The organism is Pseudonocardia alaniniphila (assembly GCF_022524485.1).
GTDB classification, from domain to species: Bacteria; Actinomycetota; Actinomycetes; order Mycobacteriales; family Pseudonocardiaceae; genus Pseudonocardia; species Pseudonocardia alaniniphila.
The window spans coordinates 18,961-37,905 of the sequence record NZ_JAKXMK010000055.1 but is presented as its reverse complement, the minus strand read 5'-3'; the positions used below and the strand labels follow the sequence as shown (position 1 = coordinate 37,905).

Annotated in this window: 16 protein-coding genes; 13 read left to right on the top strand and 3 right to left on the bottom strand. The window is 70.5% G+C overall.

Features of this window, described 5'->3' with window-relative positions:
• Window positions 1-915: 915 nt before the first annotated feature.
• The 11 genes from MMF94_RS40890 to MMF94_RS40840 all read left to right on the top strand — a co-directional run bounded on the left by MMF94_RS40890 (window position 916) and on the right by MMF94_RS40840 (window position 11,886).
• A complete protein-coding gene (locus MMF94_RS40890; protein WP_241042879.1) occupies window positions 916-1,677 on the top strand; it encodes a sugar phosphate isomerase/epimerase family protein in 762 nt (253 codons plus the stop codon).
• Entirely contained in the window at window positions 1,674-2,780 is a 1,107-nt protein-coding gene (locus tag MMF94_RS40885) for a Gfo/Idh/MocA family protein (RefSeq protein ID WP_241042878.1), read from the top strand. Before MMF94_RS40890 ends, MMF94_RS40885 begins: the two co-directional genes overlap by 4 nt.
• Window positions 2,777-3,820: a Gfo/Idh/MocA family protein gene (locus tag MMF94_RS40880; RefSeq protein ID WP_241042877.1), complete on the top strand. Its 1,044-nt coding sequence runs from the start codon at window positions 2,777-2,779 to the stop codon at window positions 3,818-3,820. The genes MMF94_RS40885 and MMF94_RS40880 overlap by 4 nt, the downstream gene beginning before the upstream one ends.
• A 223-nt stretch (window positions 3,821-4,043) precedes the next feature.
• Window positions 4,044-5,357, top strand: a complete 1,314-nt coding sequence (locus MMF94_RS40875; RefSeq protein ID WP_241042876.1) for an ABC transporter substrate-binding protein — start codon at window positions 4,044-4,046, stop codon at window positions 5,355-5,357.
• Window positions 5,357-6,355, top strand: coding sequence for a carbohydrate ABC transporter permease (locus MMF94_RS40870; RefSeq protein WP_241042875.1), 999 nt, complete (start codon window positions 5,357-5,359; stop codon window positions 6,353-6,355). Before MMF94_RS40875 ends, MMF94_RS40870 begins: the two co-directional genes overlap by 1 nt.
• On the top strand, window positions 6,345-7,190 hold the full coding sequence (locus MMF94_RS40865; RefSeq protein WP_241042874.1) for a carbohydrate ABC transporter permease: 846 nt from the start codon (window positions 6,345-6,347) through the stop codon (window positions 7,188-7,190). Before MMF94_RS40870 ends, MMF94_RS40865 begins: the two co-directional genes overlap by 11 nt.
• A 22-nt stretch (window positions 7,191-7,212) precedes the next feature.
• Window positions 7,213-8,064, top strand: a complete 852-nt coding sequence (locus MMF94_RS40860) for an SMP-30/gluconolactonase/LRE family protein (protein WP_241042873.1) — start codon at window positions 7,213-7,215, stop codon at window positions 8,062-8,064.
• Window positions 8,065-8,091: 27 nt separating this feature from the next.
• Window positions 8,092-9,135 (top strand): zinc-binding dehydrogenase, encoded by a 1,044-nt coding sequence (locus MMF94_RS40855; RefSeq protein WP_241042872.1) that lies wholly within the window; start codon window positions 8,092-8,094, stop codon window positions 9,133-9,135.
• Window positions 9,136-9,143: 8 nt separating this feature from the next.
• Window positions 9,144-10,169 (top strand): sugar phosphate isomerase/epimerase family protein, encoded by a 1,026-nt coding sequence (locus MMF94_RS40850; RefSeq protein WP_241042883.1) that lies wholly within the window; start codon window positions 9,144-9,146, stop codon window positions 10,167-10,169.
• On the top strand, window positions 10,166-11,125 hold the full coding sequence (locus MMF94_RS40845) for a sugar phosphate isomerase/epimerase family protein (RefSeq protein WP_241042871.1): 960 nt from the start codon (window positions 10,166-10,168) through the stop codon (window positions 11,123-11,125). Before MMF94_RS40850 ends, MMF94_RS40845 begins: the two co-directional genes overlap by 4 nt.
• Before the next feature lie 35 nt (window positions 11,126-11,160).
• A complete protein-coding gene (locus tag MMF94_RS40840) occupies window positions 11,161-11,886 on the top strand; it encodes an orotidine 5'-phosphate decarboxylase / HUMPS family protein (RefSeq protein WP_241042870.1) in 726 nt (241 codons plus the stop codon).
• Window positions 11,887-11,937: 51 nt separating this feature from the next.
• On the opposite strand, the gene MMF94_RS40835 is transcribed toward MMF94_RS40840, so the two are convergent.
• From MMF94_RS40835 to MMF94_RS40825, 3 genes are read right to left on the bottom strand one after another with little or no spacing between them, the layout of a single operon-like run.
• A complete protein-coding gene (locus tag MMF94_RS40835) occupies window positions 11,938-12,747 on the bottom strand; it encodes a DeoR/GlpR family DNA-binding transcription regulator (protein ID WP_241042869.1) in 810 nt (269 codons plus the stop codon).
• Window positions 12,744-13,616, bottom strand: coding sequence for a hypothetical protein (locus MMF94_RS40830; protein WP_241042868.1), 873 nt, complete (start codon window positions 13,614-13,616; stop codon window positions 12,744-12,746). The genes MMF94_RS40835 and MMF94_RS40830 overlap by 4 nt, the downstream gene beginning before the upstream one ends.
• On the bottom strand, window positions 13,613-14,560 hold the full coding sequence (locus tag MMF94_RS40825; protein ID WP_241042882.1) for a carbohydrate kinase family protein: 948 nt from the start codon (window positions 14,558-14,560) through the stop codon (window positions 13,613-13,615). The genes MMF94_RS40830 and MMF94_RS40825 overlap by 4 nt, the downstream gene beginning before the upstream one ends.
• 132 nt (window positions 14,561-14,692) lie before the next feature.
• Between MMF94_RS40825 and MMF94_RS40820 the strand changes: the two genes are divergently transcribed.
• Together MMF94_RS40820 and MMF94_RS40815 are read left to right on the top strand one after the other, a co-directional pair.
• Window positions 14,693-16,099 (top strand): glucose-6-phosphate dehydrogenase, encoded by a 1,407-nt coding sequence (locus MMF94_RS40820; protein WP_241042867.1) that lies wholly within the window; start codon window positions 14,693-14,695, stop codon window positions 16,097-16,099.
• A 722-nt stretch (window positions 16,100-16,821) separates the two neighbouring features.
• Window positions 16,822-18,930, top strand: coding sequence for a glycoside hydrolase family 172 protein (locus MMF94_RS40815; RefSeq protein WP_241042866.1), 2,109 nt, complete (start codon window positions 16,822-16,824; stop codon window positions 18,928-18,930).
• Window positions 18,931-18,945 lie beyond the last annotated feature (15 nt).

Here is an 18,945-nt window from a genome sequence, read left to right as displayed (position 1 = left end):
TCAGAGCTGATCACGGCATGATCTGAACCGCAGAGCCTCACCCGGACCGAGCTACACCACTCGACGGGACGCGACCGGGATCAGGGCTCGCCGAGCTTGATGCGACGCCGTTCGGCGCCGTCTCGTGCTCTCACTCGCACCCGGCCTCACCGAGGCCGAGGTCCGGCACCACCTTGACGTCCACGGAGGACTCACTCGGCTCGGCGAGGTGGCACCGGTTCATCGGCTCGGGCGCTCAACACCTTGCCGGCGCTGCGCGCCGCCGTCCGTCTACAGCCCGCTGATGAGCACCTACTACTAGGCAACTGGCGAGAAGCTGCCGCTCGAGGACGACGCACGCATTGCCGTCAACGTCGTGGACGCCGGATCGGTGCAACAGCACCACGTCGGACTTCGACCCTTGCCCAGATCAGAGAGGGGAGCCGCCCGTCCAACATCGAACAGGTCGGCGCCGCACGCCGCCGTGGTGACGAGCTCTGCGTTGTCGGCGCTGGTCCTGCCGGGCAACTCGCCGATGTCGACCAGCTCCGGACGCCGCGGGGTGCAGGTCGTTTGGTCGCTGATGTCGAGATCCGCTGCGACCTGCGAGACGCGACGGCCAGCTGTGATCAGCTTTAGCAGCACCTCCGCCGGAATTCCGGCGGGTACTGCTTCGGCATGGGGAGCGGTCCTCCAGGCTTCTGGAACCAGTGATCATCCAGCAACCCGGCTCCGCGAAACCGGGGGAACATCATCACTCCGGGCTACCACAGGAAGCTCACACCCGACTGGCAGCCGCTGCGTTCGGCGCAAGTGCGTCGGTGACTGCACCAGCGCTCAGACAGCAGATGCGTGTCTTCGGACGCCTTGACGGCCGAGAAAATGTTGGTATTTTCGCTTTTATCGCACCGCGTGGCACACACTCGAAGGAGAGCCGTGTCCGGTCCCCACATCGTGTCCATCCAGCTCTACACCGTCCGGCATGCGTTGGAGGCCGACGTCACCGGCACGGTGACGCGGCTCGCCGAGATCGGTTACCGGCAGGTGGAGCCGTCGATCCCGAAACTCATGGACCAGCCGGAGCTCGTGGCGGCCCTGCACGCGAACGGGCTCGCGTTCCCGACCGCAACAGCCCGGCTGACCGACGGAGGGCTCGACCACGACGCGGTCTTCGCGGCGGCGCGGGAGCTCGGGGTGACGACGGTCATCGACCCGATGACCGATGACAAGCGGTGGACCACCGAGGAGGGCATCGCCGGCGTCGCCGCCGACCTCAACGCCATCGCCACCAAGGCCGCCGATCACGGCTTGCGGCTGGGCTACCACAACCACGCGTTCGAGCTGGAGAGCCGGGTCGGCGACCGCTCGGGGCTCGAGGTGCTCGCCGAGCACCTCGACCCGGAGGTGCTGCTGGAGGTCGACACGTACTGGGCCGCGGTCGGCGGCGCCGACGTGCCTGCGCTGCTGCGCTCGCTGGGCGGGAGGGTGCGCTCGATCCACATCAAGGACGGGCCGATCTCCAAGGACAACATCGATCAGGTCGCGCTGGGGCAGGGCAAGCTGCCGATCGAGGCGATCATCGCTGCCGGGGACGCCGTGGAGGTCGTCGTGGTGGAGCTCGACGACTTCGCGGGCGACATCTTCGACGCCGCGCGGGACAGCCACGCTTACCTCACCGGGTTACAGGCCGCGCGGTGACCGGAGGCCCGGTCGGCGTCGCCCTGGTCGGCGCCGGTGTCATCAGCGACCAGTACCTGACCAACCTCACCTCCTACCCGGACGTGCGGGTGGTGGCGGTGGCCGACCGGTTCCCGGACCGGGCCGCCGCCCAGGCCGCTCGGTACGGGATCGCGGCCACGGGCGTCGAGGAGGCGCTCGCCCGCGACGACGTCGAGATCATCGTCAACCTGACGAACCCGGTCGCCCACGCCGAGGTGGCCTCGGCCGCGATCGCGGCCGGCAAGCACGTCTTCTCCGAGAAGCCGTTCGCTCTCGACCGCACCTCCGGGCGCCGCCTGCTCGACGAGGCGACGGCCGCAGGCGTGCGCATCGGCGGCGCGCCCGACACGTTCCTCGGGCCGAGCCTGCAGACGTGCCGGCGCGTCGTCGAACGTGGCGACATCGGCGTCCCGCTCAGCGGGCTCACGCTCCTGCAGACACCCGGCCCGGTCCCCGACCACCAGAAGCTCGAGATCCTGCTCACCGAGGGGGCGGGACCCCTGTTCGACCTCGGGCCCTACTACCTCACGGCGCTCGTGCAGTTCTTCGGGGCGGTCGGCGCGGTCGCCGCCATGGGATCCACCGCAGCCCCCGTGCGGGTCCTGCAGAGCGGCCCGCGCGCGGGCCAGGAGTTCGCGGTGACGGTCCCGACCCACGTCGGTGCCCTGCTGCGGTTCGAGTCGGGCGAGCCGGCCCAGAGCGTCTGGAGCTGGGATTCACCACTGCGCCGCGAAGGGTTCGTCGAGATCACCGGCACGGAGGCCACCCTCGCTGTGCCCGACCCCAACCACTTCACCGGCGACATCCGCATCCGCGAGCGCGGGTCGCTGGACTGGCGGCCGGTGCCGCTCGAGGGCACCGAGGTCGGCGGGCGAGGGCTCGGCGTGCTGGACATCGCGCGCGCGATCCGAGAGGACCGGCCACACCGCGCCGACGGCGCGCTGGCCTTCCACGTCCTGGACACGATGGCCGCGATCGTCGAGTCGGTCGAGACGGCGACGTTCGTCCCGATCGCGAGCTCGGTGCGGCGGCCCGAGCTCCTCACGAAGGACTGGGACCCGCTGGCCGTGACCCTGTCGTGAGCGTCGACAAACCGCCGCTGCGTACGGCCGTGATCGGTTACGGGCTGGCCGGGCGCGTCTTCCACGTGCCGCTGATCGCCGCGAACCCGGCTTTCGCGCTCGACCTCGTCGTCACGTCCGACCGGGAACGGGCCGCGCAGGCCGCCGCCACCTCGGCCGGGCCGCGGGTGGTGGGCTCGGTCGAGGAGGTGTGGTCGCGCGCCCACGACCTGGACCTCGTGGTCGTTGCCGCGCCGACCGACGTCCACGTGGCGCTGGCCCGGCAGGCCGTCGAGGCGGGGCTCGCCGTGGTGGTGGACAAGCCGTTCGCCGTGACGGCTCAGGAGGGCCGCGACCTGGTGGAGCTGGCGCGCGAGCGGGACGTGCCGCTGACGGTGTTCCAGAACCGTCGCCTCGACGGCGACTTCCTGACCGTCCGCCGGCTCGTCGCCGAGGGCGCGCTCGGTGAGGTGTACCGCTTCGAGTCACGGTTCGAGCGCTGGAGCCCGGCCCCGCGGACGGGCTGGCGCGGCGCCACCCCCGGCAAGGACGGCGGCGGCATCACCTACGACCTCGGCAGCCACCTCGTGGATCAGGCCATCCAGCTCTTCGGCCCCGTGGTGGACGTCTACGGGGAGATCGACACTCACCGCCCGGGCTCGGTGAACGACGACGACGCCTTCATCGCGCTACGGCACCGCAGTGGCGTCCGCTCGCACCTGTGGATGAGCCACTGGGGCTCGCAGCCCGGCCCGAGGTTCCGCGTGCTCGGCTCGGCCGGCTCCTACGTCACGTGGGGCCTCGACGGGCAGGAGGCGGCGCTGGCAAGTGGGGTGCTTCCAACAGATGATCACTACGGGATCACGCCGCCTGAGAACCACGGCACCCTCGGTGTGGACGGCTCCGACCTGGTGCGGATGCCCACCGAGCGTGGGGCCTACCCTCGCTTCTACGACGCCGTCGCCAACTGGCTACGGGGGCGCGGCGCGGTGCCGGTGGATCCGGCCGACTGCAACGAAGTTCTGCGTCTCATCGAGCAACTCCGCATGTCAGCGGCCTGATCCGGCTCACGAGCGCACGTCGATCCCGTTCGTCCGGATCGCCGGTGGGCCGGTACGGGGCACCGTCGACCGGTAGGGACGAGCGGTGACATGACGCTCACCACGCGCGGAATGAGCAGCGGCACCGCGGGTCGCCGGCCGCCTTGACACACTCCATCAAATGTGTAGGAATGTCACCACATTGAACGCCGTGCCGATGTGCGGCTGGGCAAAGGGGCCTGTCATGCGAACTCGCAGGATCGTGTCCGCGGCGGTCGCCGCGCTACTCGTCGGCGCCCTCTCGGCCTGCGGCGGCGGGGGCCAGTCCGGGGGCGACAGCCGGACGATCACCTACTGGGCCAGCGTCCAGGGCGCGAGCCCCGACGACGACCGGAAGATCCTCGAACCCCTCATGCAGGAGTTCGAGCAGCAGACCGGCATCTCCGTGGATCTCGAGGTCGTGCCGTGGACCGACCTCACCAACAACACACTCGCGGCGGCGGTCAGCGGCATCGGCCCCGACGTGATCAACATGGGCAACACGAACGCCGCCACATTCGACGCCACCGGCGCGTTCCTGCCGTTCGACGACGCCGCGTTCACCGCGGTCGGCGGCAAGGACAAGTTCGTGGAGGCGCCCCTCGCGGCCGCCGACGTGAACGGCGGGCCTCCGACGTCGTTGCCGCTCTACAGCCAGGTCTACGCGCTCTACTACAACAAGAAGATGTTCGCCGACGCCGGCCTTCAGCCGCCGACGACGTGGCAGGAGATGGTCGCAGCCGCGCAACGGCTCACCGACCCCGCGGCGGACCGCTACGGGTTCACGTTGCCCGGTGCCACCGTCAACGTCGGCATGCACCTGTCCTACATCCTCGGCGCGCAGAACGGTGGCTCACCGTTCGACGCGTCGGGCCGGCCGGACTTCACCAACGACGGCATGGTCGCGGGAGTGAAGCAGTACGTGGACCTGATGGCCGCCGACGGCGTGGTCAGTCGCGGGGACGCGCAGTTCTCCGAGGGGCAGTTGTCGGCTGCGCGGTTCGCCGGCGGCCACGCGGCGATGATGTTCGGCCAAAACGCCACCCGCACCACGCTCGTCGCGAACGGCATGGACCCGAGCCAGTGGGGCATCGTGCCGATTCCCGCGCCCGCTCCCCTGCCGGCAGGTGGGCGTCAGATCGGCAGCTTCGCCGCCGGCACGAACATCGCGGTGTTCGGCAACACCGACAACCGCGACGGGGCGCTGAAGTTCGTCGAATTCATGACCAACCCGAAGCAGCAGGCGACGCTGAGCGAGGCCTACGGGTCGCTGCCCGTGGTCAAGGGCGTTCCGGCACCGACGTTCGGCGACCCGGCCGCTGCACAAGCGTGGCAGCAGATCCTTGCCGATCGAACGATCCCGCTGCAGCCCAATCCGAACATCCAGGCCTACCAGACCAACGTCGGCGGGGCCGTGGTCGAGCTCTTCGCGCGCGCCGCCACCCAGGGCCAGGTCAACACCGAGGACGTTCGTGCCGCGCTCGAGCAGGCGCAGGACAAGATGCCGGCGTCGAGCTGATGAGCACACCGAGCAAGACGGCGGTGGCGGGCGGCCCCCAACCCGCCCCGCCGTCGCCTCCCCCGGACGGACCGGGACGGCAGCGGGCCCGGACGATCCCCTGGTCGAAGATCACGCCGTACCTGCTGATCACGCCGGCGCTGGTGATGGAGCTGCTGATCCACATCGTCCCGATGCTCGCGGGGATCGGGATGAGCTTCCTGGAGCTCACGCAGTTCTACATCGCCCGCTGGACGCAGGCCCCGTTCGCGGGGACGCGCAACTACCGCGCGGCCTTCGACCTCTCCGGCTCGCTCGGGCTCTCGGTGCTGCAGTCGTTCCTGATCACGGTGCTGTTCACCGTGCTCGTGGTCGGGATCTCCTGGCTCATCGGTATGTCGGCGTCGGTGGTGCTGCAGCGCAGCTTCCGGGGCCGGGGCGTGCTGCGCACGCTCTTTCTCGTGCCCTACGCGCTACCGGCCTACGCCGGGATCATCACGTGGAGCTTCCTGCTCCAACGCGACAACGGGCTGGTGAACCAGGTGCTCACGAGCCTGCGGATCGTCGACGAGCCGACGTTCTGGCTGCTGGGCACCAACGCGTTCATCTCGACGACGATCGTGACGATCTGGCAGATGTTCCCCTTCGCCTTCCTGATGACGATGGCCGGGATGCAGAGCATCCCCGAGGAGCTCTACCAGGCAGCGGCGCTCGACGGCGCGAGCGTCTGGCAGCAGCTGCGCCACGTCACCCTGGGCATGCTCCGGCCGATCAACTCGGTGCTGCTGCTCCTGCTCACTCTCTGGACGTTCCGGGAGTTCAACACTCCCTACGTCCTGTTCGGGAGCAACCCGCCCGAGTCGGTCAACCTCCTGTCCGTCCACATCTACGACAGCTCGTTCCTGAACTGGAACTTCGGATTCGGAGCCGCGATGTCCGTGCTCATGCTGCTCTTCCTACTCGTCGTGGCCGGCGTCTGGATGCTGCTGAGCAACAGGGGGCGCCGCCGTGCTGCATGAGCCGCGCTCGTTCAAGCTGTTCCGCTGGGTCGTTCTGATCGTCGTCACGCTGTTCACCGCCGTACCGCTCTACGTCATGGTGACCTCGGCGATCAAGCCGCTCTCGGCCGTCACGGGCCGGTTCGAGTGGTTCCCCTCACAGCCGACGCTGCAGCCGTTCATCGACATGTGGACCACGATCCCGCTGGCGCAGTACTTCGTGAACAGCCTGGTCGTGTGCGTGTCGGCGATGGCATTGAGCGTCGTGATCGCCACCTTCGCCGCCTACGCGATCTCCCGTTACCGCTTCCGCGGCCGTCGGCTGTTCTCGGCCACCGTGCTCTCGACGCAGATGTTCCCCGGCGTGCTGTTCCTGCTGCCGCTCTTCATCATCTTCGTCAACATCGACCGCGCAGCCGGGTTCACGTTCCTGTACCAGACCCGCCTCGGCCTGATCCTGACCTACCTGACGTTCACGCTGCCGTTCTCGATCTGGATGCTCGCCGGGTACTTCGACGAGATCCCGCGCGAGCTCGACGAGTCCGCCCGGGTGGACGGCACGACGGCAATGGGGGCGCTGTTCCGGGTGGTGCTCCCGGTGGCGACGCCCGGGATCGTCGCCGTCGGGGTGTACTCGTTCATGACCGCGTGGGGCGAGATCCTCTTCGCCTCGGTGATGACCAACACCGGGAGCCGCACGCTCGCGGTGGGCCTGCAGGCCTACGCCACCGAGGTCAACGTGTACTGGAACCAGGTGATGGCGGCGTCACTGGTCGTCAGCCTCCCGGTCGTCGTCGTGTTCCTGCTGCTGCAGCGCTACTTCGTCAGCGGACTGGCCGCGGGTTCCATCAAGTGACCGGGGTCGGCCGGAGAATGTGGTGAAAGCCGAACAGATCACCGAGCCCGTGGCCCACCACGGCGAGGGCGCGGTGTGGTTCGACGGCTGGGGCGGCCTGCGGTTCGTGGACATGCTCGCCGGGGACGTCCTCTCGCTGGACACCGCCACCGGGCGGGTCTCCCGCCACGGCGTCGGCTCTCCCGTCGCGGCCCTCGTGCGGCCACGGCGGAGCGGGGGCTGCGTCATCGCAACCGAGCGCGGCTTCCGCCTGGAGGACGCCGACGGGTCGGTGACGGAGCTGCCCCCGCTGTGGGAGGGGTCGGAGCGCCGTCTCAACGAGGGCGGCTGCGATCCCGCGGGCGGGCTCTACTGCGGCTCGATGGCCTACGACCGCCGCCCCGGCGGCGCCGACCTGTACCGGCTCGACCCAGGCGGTCGGGTCGAGCACGTCCTGTCCGGCGTGACGATCTCCAACGGGATCGGTTTCAGCCCCGACGGCGCCACGATGTACTACGTCGACAGCCCCACACGGCGCGTCGACGCCTTCGATGTCGACGGCGCGCGGATCGCGGGCCGGCGCCCGTTCGTCCACGTCGCCGACGGCGCCGGTGGCCCCGACGGGCTCTGGGTCGACGAGCAGGGTGGCGTGTGGGTCGCGCTCTACGGCGGGTCGGCCGTGCATCGCTACGACCCGGCCGGGCGCCTCGACGAGGTGGTCGAACTGCCGGTCACCAAGGTCACCTCGTGCACGTTCGGCGGCGCCGACCGCTCCACGCTCTACGTCACGACCTCCCGCGAGGGACTGCCAGCCGGTGAGCAGCCCAGCGCAGGGGCGATCTTCGCCGCCGAGGTGGGCATCCGCGGAACACCGGTGCTGCCGTTCGCCGGCTGAGCATCTCAACTGGAGGGTGTGATCACGATGAAAGCGCTGGTCAAGTACGGGTTTCGGGACGGCGACGTCGAGCTGCGGGACGTGCCGGCACCGTCCGTGGGGCCCGGGACGGTGCTCGTGGCCGTCTCCGCCGTCGGCGTCTGCGGCTCCGACATCCACATGTGGCACAACACCCAGAGCGCGAGCTCGAAAGCCAACCTGCCCGTGGTGCTGGGCCACGAGACGGCGGGCGTGATCGCCGCTGTCGGCGAGGGTGTCACCGGCTGGGAGGTCGGCGACCGCGTCGTGTGCGAGACGGCCGCGTCGATCTGCGGCGTGTGCGCGCTCTGCCGCACCGGCCGGTACAACCTGTGCCCGCAGCGGCAGGGCTACGGCCTGCGCCGCGACGGCGGGATGGCCGAGTTCCTCGTCGCCGAGCCGCGCGTGCTGCACCGCGTCCCGGAGGGCGTCACGCTGGACCAGGCCGCGATGACCGAGCCGTTCGCCGTCGCCTACAACGCCGTGGTCGAGCGGGGCACGGTCCACCCCGGCGACGTCGTGGTGATCCAGGGGGCAGGCGCGATAGGTGTGCTGGCGATGCAGATGGCCCGGCTGAACGGGGCCGGCACCGTCGTCGTCCTGGGCACCTCGATCGACGGGCACCGGCTCGCGAAGGCGCGCGAGATGGGCGCCGATCACACCGTCGACGTCACCGCGACCGACCCGACGGAGGTCGTCGCCGCGCTCGGCGACGGGCTCGGAGCCGACGTCGTGGTCGACGCGACCGGGGTCAGCGCGGCTCTGCAGCAGGGCATGGAGATGGTGCGTCCGCAGGGGTCGATCGTGAAGGTCGGCTGGGGGCCGCAGCCACTGGGCTTCTCGCTCGACCCGCTGGTGAAGAAGGCCGTGACGCTCTACGGCTCCTACTCCCACACCTGGAACACCTGGGAACGGGTACTGGGGCTGTTCGCGCAGGGCAGGCTCGATACCGCGAACGTCCTCGGCGGGATCTACCCGCTCGCCGACTGGGAGACCGCGTTCCGCACGATGGCCGAGGGCGAGAACATCAAGTCGGTCATGAGGGCCTCGTGAGCACGCCTGTGAGCAGGCCGGTCACCCTCTTCACCGCGCAGTTCGCCGACCTGCCCTTCGAGGAGGTCGCCCGGCTGGCGGCCGAGTGGGGCTACGACGGGCTGGAGATCTCCTGCAAGACCGGGCACCTCGACGTCCCGCGGGCGCTGGAGGACGAGTCCTACCTGCGATCGCGCCGCGAGATCCTCGAGCGCCACGGACTGGGCGTCTGGGCGATCTCCAACCACGCCAGGGGCCAGGCGGTGTGCGACGACCCGATCGACTTCCGGCACGAGTCGATCGTGGGACCCGCGGTGTGGGGTGACGGCGACGCCGAGGGCGTCCGGCGCCGCGCCGCGGAGCAGATGAAACAGACGGCGGTCGTGGCGCGCCGGCTCGGCGTCGACACGGTCACCGGGTTCACCGGCTCCAGCATCTGGCGCTACGTCGCGATGTACCCGCCGGTGCCGGCCGCCGTCATCGACGAGGGCTACGCGGACTTCGCGCGGCGCTGGAACCCGATCATGGACGTGTTCGACGCCGAGGGCGTGCGGTTCGCGATGGAGATCCATCCGTCCGAGATCGCGTACGACTACTGGACCACCGCGCGCACGCTCGACGCGATCGACCGGCGCAGCGCGTTCGGGATCAACTGGGACCCCAGCCACCTGGTGTGGCAGGACGTCGACCCGGTCGGGCTGATCGTCGACTTCGCCGACCGTATCTACCACGTCGACTGCAAGGACACCCGGCTGCGCCCGCGCAACGGGCGCTCCGGGCGCCTCGGCTCGCACCTGCCGTGGGGCGACCCGCGTCGCGGCTGGGATTTCGTATCCGCAGGTCACGGCGACATCCCGTGGGAGGACGCCTTCCGGGCGCTCGACGCCGTCGGCTACGCGGGGCCCATCTCGATCGAATGGGAGGACTCCGGGATGGACCGCATGCACGGCGCTCCCGCGGCGCTGGCCCACGTGCGCTCGCTGCTGTGGAAGCGGCCGTCGGCGGCGTTCGACTCGGTCTTCGCCGAGGGCCCGCACCGGCAGGCGGGCGCATGAGAATCGCTGCCTTCCCCAAGGGTGACATCGAGGCGATCGCCGTACGCCGGACGAAGTCGGTGTTCGAGTGGATCGAGGAGGCCCGGACGCTTCCCGTCGATGGCCTGGAGCTGCACACCGGGTTCTTCTGGTCGCGCGACGACGCGTTCGTCGACCGTGTGGGCGAGGCGCTCGCCGCCGCGGGGTTCGTGATGCCGATGCTGTGTGCCTCACCGGACTTCACCCATCCCGACCCGGAAATCCGTCGCGCGGAGATCGAGCTCGAAGCGGAGATGATCCGGATCACCGCCCGGCTCGGCGGGCCGGGCGCGATCTGTCGCGTGCTCAGTGGCCAGGCCCATCCCGAGGTGGCGGTGGCGGACGGGCTCGACCGGGCTGCCGAGGCGATCCTTCAGTTACTGCCACTGGCCCGCGAGCTCGACGTCACCCTCGCCATCGAGAACCACTACAAGGCCAGCACCTGGCGCTATCCCGAGTTCGCGCAGCGCCCCGAACGGTTCCACGCGCTGCTCGACCGCATCCCCGATCGCTCCCACTTCGGCGTGCAGTACGACCCGTCCAACGCGATCGTGGCGGGCGTCGACTCCGCAGAGTTCCTGGCCGGCGTGCTGGACCGGGTGGTCTCGATGCAGGCCTCCGATCGGTACCTGGAGCCCGGCACGGACCTGGAGTCGCTCCGGCAGGCCGACGGCACGCTCGGGTATTCACCGGCGTTGCGTCACGGCGTGGTCGGCCGGGGGCTCAACGACTACGACCGCATCTTCCCGATGCTGCGCGAGGCCGGCTACGACGGCTGGATCAGCATCGAGGACGGCGTCGACGGGATGGCCGAGATGCGCGCGTCCGTCGACTTCCTGCGGGACGCTCGCGAGCGCTGGTTCGACGGCTCGACGGCCAACCACGTCGCCGTCCTCGCTGCCGCCCGTGCGGCCGCCGGCCTGCCTGCCCGCTCCTGACCCGCGCCGTTGCCATCCCGACGAAGGGAACCAGCATGTCCACGTCCATCCGGGGCCTCACCCGCGCCGGGATCACCCACGGCATCGTGCAGGTGTCGCTCGACCTCACCTCCGTCGAGGAGGCGCTGCGGATGGGCGCCGTCGCCGTCGAGGCCGGCGCAGACTGGCTGGAGGCGGGCACCCCATTGATCCTCTCCCAGGGCATGCCCGCCATCCGGGCGTTGCGCAAGGAGTTCCCCGATCACCCGATCGTCGCCGACATGAAGATCATGGACGGCGGCTACGGTGAGGTCGCGCTGGCCGCCGACGCCGGCGCGGACGCGGTGGTCGTCATGGGCCGCGCGTACGACGCGACCGTCGAGCGGGTGTGTGCGGCCGCCGAGGAACACGACCTGCTCGTCATGGCCGACGACCTCGGCGCCTCCGACCAGGTGGCCGAGTGCGCCCGCCTCGAGGGCCTCGGCGTCGGCATGGTCATCCACCACACCGGGCACGACCACCGCAGCAAGCACCGAGGCCTCAACCCGATGACCGACCTGCCCGAAGTTGTCGCCGCCACCACGGTGCCCGTCCAGGCCGTCGGCGGACTGAGCATGGAGCAAGCGGTGAGCTGCCCGGGAGTCGGCGCCCCGGTCGTCGTGTTCGGCGCTCCGCTCGCCATCAGCGACGAGGACTCGTTCACGGTGGCAGGCGGCGACCTGCTCTCGGTGCTGACGACGGCCTGTGCGCGGGTGCACGACGCACCCGCGGTCTACCCGTAGAACGCGGGTGGGCGTGTTCCGCGGAACACGCCCACCCGTCCCTCGTCCTGGTCAGCCGCGGGTCGCCGGAACCTGCGCCACCTCGAGCGTCACACCTTTGCGTTCCAGCATCTGCCGCGACTCGTCATGGATCCCGTCGTCGACGACGACCGAGCCCACGGCGTCGAGCCCGCACACCCGCACCATCGGCGCCTGCATGTCGAACTTGCTGGAGTCGACGACCAGCACGACCTCGCGGGCCACCTCGATCAGCGCCCGCTTGGTGACGGCGTCGAAGTCGTTGGCGCAGAAGACACCGCGCGGGCCGACCCCGCTCGCTGCCAGGTACAGGGTGCCGACCTGCAGCTCCTTGATGGCCCGCAGCACACTCGTGCCGGCGAACGAGCGCGTCTCGTGGTGCAGCACGCCGCCGAGCCCGATCACCGTGACGTCGTCACGCTCCATCAGCTCCGCGATCGCGGTGGCGGAGTGCGTCGCGACCGTCAGCGCGGAGAACGTCGGCAGGGCCTTTGCGACCTCGAGCGTGGTGGTGCCGGCGTCGAGGGCGAGGTTGTCGCCCGGACGCACCCGGGACGCCGCCAGCCGACCGGCGGCCCGCTTCGCGGCTGCCATGCGCGTGGACCGCTCGTCGAACCGGCCGCTGCCCTGCAGCGCGCCCGGCGGCAGCACGCTGACCCCGCCGTGCACGATGCGGACGAGGCCCTCGTCGGCGAGCTTCTGCACGTCGCGGCGCACGGTCATGTCGGACACGCCGAGATAGCGCACGAGTTCGGTGGTGGCGCAGAACCCCTGCTCCTGCAGGAGCGTGAGCAGCCGGTCCCGGCGGCTCTGAGCGAACCCGTAGGTCAGGCCGCGGCTCATGGCGTGCTCACCCCCACGGCGTCGAGCGCGTCCAGCCGCCGCAGCGACTCGGTGCGCAGGAACTCGGCGGGGTCCGGCGCGGTGACCGCGTCGGCCCACACAGCCCGACCGGCGAGGAACCCGGACGCGCCACCCTGCCGGCAGGCCTGCACGGCCGCGGCGAAGCGCTCCGCCGCGACACCGGAGGAGAGCACGACCCACGGACAGTCGAGGACCTCGGTGATCCGGCGGGCGGTGGCGGTGATGGCCTCGGCCGGGCTCGCGCCGTACCCGGGCACCTCGGCTTTGTAGAGGGTCGGGCCGACCACGGCGAGGTCCTCGGCTGCACGCACGATCGCCGCATCACGGTCGGCATCGGACCAAGACGAGATATCGGGCGGGCGCACCACGCCCTCAACGATGCCAGGCAGCCCCAGCGTGCGGCAGAGGCGCATGAACCGTTCGGCGAGGTCCACCGCGCCGGACCGGGTAGCGGGCGTCCAGGGCACCAGCATCTTCAGCGCGTCCGGGCGCAGCTGCGCTGCGAGCTCGGCGGTCACGCCCTCGTCGAGTGTGGCCCCGACGACCGGGCCGCCCGGCTCCTGTTGCAGCACGTCCGCGGCCAGGACGAGCCCGCAGCCCGGTGCCCTGGCCGCAGCGGCCGGCAGCCCGTACGCGCGATCCAGCAGCACCGCCGAGGCGCGCGGGCTGAGGATCGCCGTGGCCAGCGTCTTGAACTCCACCAGCGACTCGTCGCCGACCGGCCCGCTCATGACGGGCGCCATCATCGCCCGCAACGACTCCCGCTGGTCGAGGGCGACCATGGAGAACCCGCCACGGCGGTCGGTCAGCGGGTCCAGGGACGGCCCGGTGGTGGAGTCCGCGGTCATGGACGGCCTTTCTGGGTCGCCGGAACGGTCGCCGGTCTGCCGGCGGAGGTGGTGGTCGTCGTGGTCGTCAGCCGAAGGGTCTCCGCCAGGCCGGGGATGGCGCTGCGCCCGTCCAGGCCCCGGCAGGACAGACCGGCGCAGACCACGGCGAGCCGAACGGACCCGGCAAACCCGTGGCCGAGCGCGAGCGCGGCGAGCATCGCTCCGTGGAAGACGTCGCCCGCACCGAGAGTGCTCTCGACGGGCACGTCGACGGCCGGGACGACCAGCTCATCGCCTGCCGGGTCGAGCGCCACGGCCCCCTCTCCCCCGCGAGTGACCACGACGGCGCCCACACCCTCAACGGTCGCAGCCCGTGCCGCGTCCAGGAGCGCCAGCACGCCGCCGTCGCCCGCCGCGCCGAAGCGCCGCAGGAGGACCTCCGCGGTGGGCACGTAGAGATCGACGCCGGCTGGGACGAACCCGGCCACGGCGTTGCCGTCGTCGAGGCTGAGCCGGCCCGCACGCGCCCGGCCGGCCTGCGCGGCAGGGTATCCGGCCTGGTCGCAGTGCACCCAGTCGTACCCGGCGGGAAGCTCCCGCAGTGTCGGACCGGGCCGGGTCAGCAATGCCCTGCTAGCCGTGTCCCGGCTCACCAGGACGACGCTCTGCGCGGTGGTCTCGCCGCGCCTGCGTTCGACGTGCCGGACGCCGACGCCCTCCGCCTCGAGTCCGTCGAGCACGGCACGACCGGCGTCGTCGTCGCCGACGGCGGCGGCGAGCTCGACGGGGACACCCCAGCGCGCGATGGCCACTGCGGCAGTGGCCGCCGGGCCGCCGCCCGCGTGCACGATCGTCTCAGCCACCACCCGCTCGTCGGCTCCGACCATTCGATCGACGACGGCAACGGTGTCCATCGACGCGGCGCCGATGCACAGGATCGCGCCGTCGGTCGCCGGGGCCACCAGGGACAAGCTCGTCCGCCTCCTCGCGGTCGCCGACCGGCACGTGTGGTCCGCCGCCGGTTCCCGCGGCGGGACGATCTGACGGTAGCACCAACATGTTTGATACCCAACATTTGAGCTAGGGTCAGTGATGTGGGGCTCTCAACGCTCGTCGGTGCCGCCGAGCCGGCTGTGCTCGTCATCCACGGTGCAACCGGAGACGTCGCGAAGCGCTGGGTGCTGCCGGCGCTGGCCTCGCTCGCGCACCAAGGCCTGCTGCCGTCGCGGTGGCGGCTGGTCGGCTGCGGGCGCGGCCGGATGAGTGACGGTCGGTTTCGCGACATCGCGGAGGAGGCGCTGCGCGAGTTCGGCCCGCCCGGCGACCCGGCCCGAACGGCATCGCTCCTGGATGGCCTGCGGTTCGCCGGCGGCGGGTTCACCGTGGCCGACCCGGGTGAGCTGCCCGCCGCGGTGCGGGCAGCGCGCGCGGACATCGGCGGGGACCCGATCGTCGTGCACTACCTCGGCATCCCGCCTGCCGCGTTCGCCGAGACGGCACGCGCGATCGCAGCGCACGGCCTCGCCGACGGGGCGCGCGTGGTCTTCGAGAAGCCGTACGGGACGTCCCCGGAGACGTTCGAGGCGCTCGACGGGCTCGTCCGCGCAACATTCGACGAGTGCCAGGTGTTCAGGATCGACCACTTCCTGGCCAAGGCGCCCATCCGGGTGCTGACCGGGATCCGCGCCGCCAGCCGTGTCATCGGACATCTGTGGAGCCGCGAGCACGTCGAGCAGGTGCAGATCGAGGTGTGCGAGACGCTCGACGTGGCTGTGCGCGCCGGGTTCTACGACGCAACGGGCGCCGTGCTCGACATGCTCGCCACCCACCTGATGCAGGTACTGGCCGAGGTCGTACTGGAGCCGCCCGACGACATGGCCGGACTTCAGAAGGCCCGCGAGGCAGCGCTTGCTGCCATCCGCCCGATCGACCCGGCCGACGTGGTGCTCGGGCAGGCCGCGGGCTACCGCGACCTGCCCGACGTGCCCGCTGACTCCACCACGGAGACCTACGCCGCCGCCCGACTGTGGGTAGACACGGACCGATGGCGCGGCGTGCCGTTCGTTCTGCGGACCGGCAAGCAGCTCGCCGAAGCCCAGCAGAACGTCACGCTCGTGCTGAAGGAGCCGGATGGCAAGGGGTGGAGCAACCGACCGCCGGAGACGGTCACCCTCGCGCTGCTGGGCGATGGTCAGGTCTGGCTGGATGTCCGAGTGGGCCAGCGCTCGGACGTCGACGCGGCAGCCGCCACCCGCCTGGCGTTCGACGTCCCACGCGCGACGGGCGCGCCACCGTTACCGGCCTATGCCTGGCTGATGCTCGACGTCCTACGCGGTGACCAGGACGCGTTCCCCAGCTCGGAAGCGCTGCGACAGGCGTGGCGGGTGGTGGACCCACTGCTACGGGCTCGCCCACCGGTCCAGTCGTACGTCCCCCGCTCGTGGGGACCGGCCGAGGCCAATAGACTCGCCGCTCCGCTGAGGTGGCGTGGCAGCGAGTAGGCACGCGAATCCAAGACCGGGGCGTTCAGCAACGCGGCCGCCACGACCACTTCGGCACGACCGGACGCAGTTCGCGGCCCATGTTGGCTCCAGATCCGCTCCAGCAACGATCGCTCCAGCACGCGCTCACGTCCCGCACGGACATCCTCAGCGAAACGACGCCGCCCCCTGACTGCGTCGAACTCATAGGCAATCGAGTTCGGCTGCCCGATCGCGCGCAGGGCGACATCGGCATGGCGGGCTGCTTGCTGCCGGTCTGGCTCCGTGGGCGGGGTAGCCGAAGCCGGATCCCCTCGCGCCTGCGACTGGGGTACATGACCGTGCAGCCGGCACTCGCAGCAACGGCGTCTGGCTCACCCGGATGACTGGCCATTTGCTACCTCCGCGGCTCCCTGCCACCTGCGGGCACAGGTTCCAGCGCGCCCACAGCGCCCGTTCACCGCGTCATGTTGCCGCGTTTATAACGAGGCAATGGCTATAGTCCGCCAGTTACTGGTTGAGAGAATGGTCCTACTCGCATGTAAAGGTACGTGGATCCGCGGATTGCTGGACGTCGAATAGAACGGCGCGACACCTCCCCGTTACTGGCGTCCCATGGCCATCGGTGGAAAGCTCGCCATGGTTATCCCCACCCCATGGAGCGGCTCATGCTTCGCGTCCACCGGGACCTGATCGTACTGTTAGCGCTAGTCATCGCGATCGTCACCGGAACCATGGCGGCCATGCCTGCCGCCGCCCAGCCATCGGCGCACCCGACGGCGGCGCCGGACAAGGGTCCGGTCGGCTGGGACATCTACCGGCGATTGGACCGGCTACCGGAACTGACCACCGGCGTGCGCACCAGCCAGTTCTCCAGTTCCGACCGCACCGGCGGTAACACCGACTGGTGGTCCAACCCCAACCAGTGCCTGCGGCTGATCGACACTGGCGCCGAGCCGGTGCGATTCGACAGCACCACGTCGCCGCGGCTGCGCACCCGGGCTACCCAGTGCGTCGTCGCGGAGCACTCCGGCCCGGGGGAGGTGGATGCGATCTGGTTCACCTGGGCCGGCGGCAACGTGGCCGGCGTCGGCAACATCACGATCACCCTGGACGGCCGGCAGATCATGCACGCACCGCTACAGGATGTTGTGAACGGCAAGCTGGGCGCGCCGTTCGTGTACCCGCTGGTGGCCAACGCCGACCAGAGCTCGGGTGGGGTCTACATCGCGGTGCCGATGCCGTTCACGTCTCACATGTTGATCACAACGGACAGCTCGTCTTTCTACTACCACGTCACCTACCGGACGTTCGCGGACGCGAGCGCAGTGTCCACATTCGACCCGAGCGACCGGGCGACCGACGTGCTGGCACTGCTGCGCGCAGCCGGTACCCGCGACCCGAAACCACCGCTGCCCGCCGCGACCACCAGCACGACCGCGGTCGGGCTGGCGCCCGGCGCCACCCAGACCATCGGCACCGCACGCGGTCCGGGCGAGCTGACCGCGGTCCGGCTGCGACTGCCACAGGCACATCACGTCCTGCCGAGGACGGTGACCGACGACGGCCGGGCCTTCGGCAAGGGCGGTTCCAGCACGTTCACCGTCAAGATCGACCCGAACAACAACGGGGTCGTGCTCACCAGGCGAGTCGACCCGGGCATCGCCAACCAGGTGGCCACCGTGTCGGTGGACTCGACCGTGGTGGCCAGTTGGGCAGCCAACGGGGTTTCCGCGGCCGAACTGGCACAGCGCGCCGGCAGGGCGCACTGGCCCGCTGCGATCGCCCCGGCCGCCCCGGTCACCGGCGACTGGGCCGAGCAGTCGGTCCGCTTACCGGCGAGCGTGACCGCCGGCAGGTCGCAGATCACCATCAAGAACACATTCGCGTCCTTCGACGGGGGCTTCACAGAGTTTCACTACCGGGTAGACAGCGTGGTCAAGGGGACATCGCGGCCCACCGACGAGGTCGACGTCGGCAACGCGGCCGACGAGACTGCGCACGCCTACCTGATCGCCGGCCAGACCTGGTCGGGCGTGCGCACCCACCAGGAGCCGCTGAGCGCCGCGCAACTGGCCGACCTGCACACCGCGCAGCAGCTGTTGCAGGGCGTGCGGCTGCGGATCCGCGTCGACGGGCAGACCATGGTCGACTCGCCGGTCGGCGAGTTCTTCGGCAGCGGTTTCGGGGTGCAGCCGGTGGCCTCGCTGATGTTCGGCATGGACGTCCGACCGGGCGGCTGGTATTCAGCCTGGTGGCCGATGCCCTACCTGCGGGGCGCCACCGTCACGCTGTTCAACGGATCCTCGATCGCGATGTCCGGGGCGCAGGCGCAGGTGAGCCAGGCACCCGATGCCCGGCTGGCCGCGGAGCTGGCCGCCGGCCGCATCGGTTACTTCCGGACCAGCTCGCACGCCGGTTCCACCACGCCGAAGCGGGACTGGCCGTATCTGACGGCTACCGGAACAGGCAAGTTCGTCGGGGACACCGTGGACATGCAAGGTCCGGTTGCCCGCGACCACCTCGAAGGTGACGAGCGGGTCTACACCGACGGCTCGCAGTCGCCGCAGATCCACGGCACCGGAACCGAGGACTACTACGAAAGCGGCTGGTACTTCAACCGCGGCACGTACAACACGCCGTTGCACGGCAACACCGCGCACCTCACCCCGCCCACCGGCTGTGCCGCGAACACCGACTGCACCTCGGCTTTCCGGCTGTGGCTGGCCGAGGCGGTGCCGTTCCACAACACCATCACCTTCGGCATCGAGCACGGACCGGTGGACGACGTGTCGGCCGACTACTCCAGCACCGCGTACTGGTACGGCCGGACCCAGGCCACCGCCAGGTAGACGGGACTGTCGGCG

Coding starts and splice junctions, on each gene's coding strand:
- MMF94_RS40875 (WP_241042876.1), top strand. CDS start 4,044: ATGCGAACTCGCAGGATCGTGTCCGCGGCGGTCGCCGCGCTACTCGTC.
- MMF94_RS40870 (WP_241042875.1), top strand. CDS start 5,357: ATGAGCACACCGAGCAAGACGGCGGTGGCGGGCGGCCCCCAACCCGCC.
- MMF94_RS40855 (WP_241042872.1), top strand. CDS start 8,092: ATGAAAGCGCTGGTCAAGTACGGGTTTCGGGACGGCGACGTCGAGCTG.
- MMF94_RS40845 (WP_241042871.1), top strand. CDS start 10,166: ATGAGAATCGCTGCCTTCCCCAAGGGTGACATCGAGGCGATCGCCGTA.
- MMF94_RS40840 (WP_241042870.1), top strand. CDS start 11,161: ATGTCCACGTCCATCCGGGGCCTCACCCGCGCCGGGATCACCCACGGC.
- MMF94_RS40835 (WP_241042869.1), bottom strand. CDS start 12,747: ATGAGCCGCGGCCTGACCTACGGGTTCGCTCAGAGCCGCCGGGACCGG.
- MMF94_RS40830 (WP_241042868.1), bottom strand. CDS start 13,616: ATGACCGCGGACTCCACCACCGGGCCGTCCCTGGACCCGCTGACCGAC.
- MMF94_RS40815 (WP_241042866.1), top strand. CDS start 16,822: ATGCCTGCCGCCGCCCAGCCATCGGCGCACCCGACGGCGGCGCCGGAC.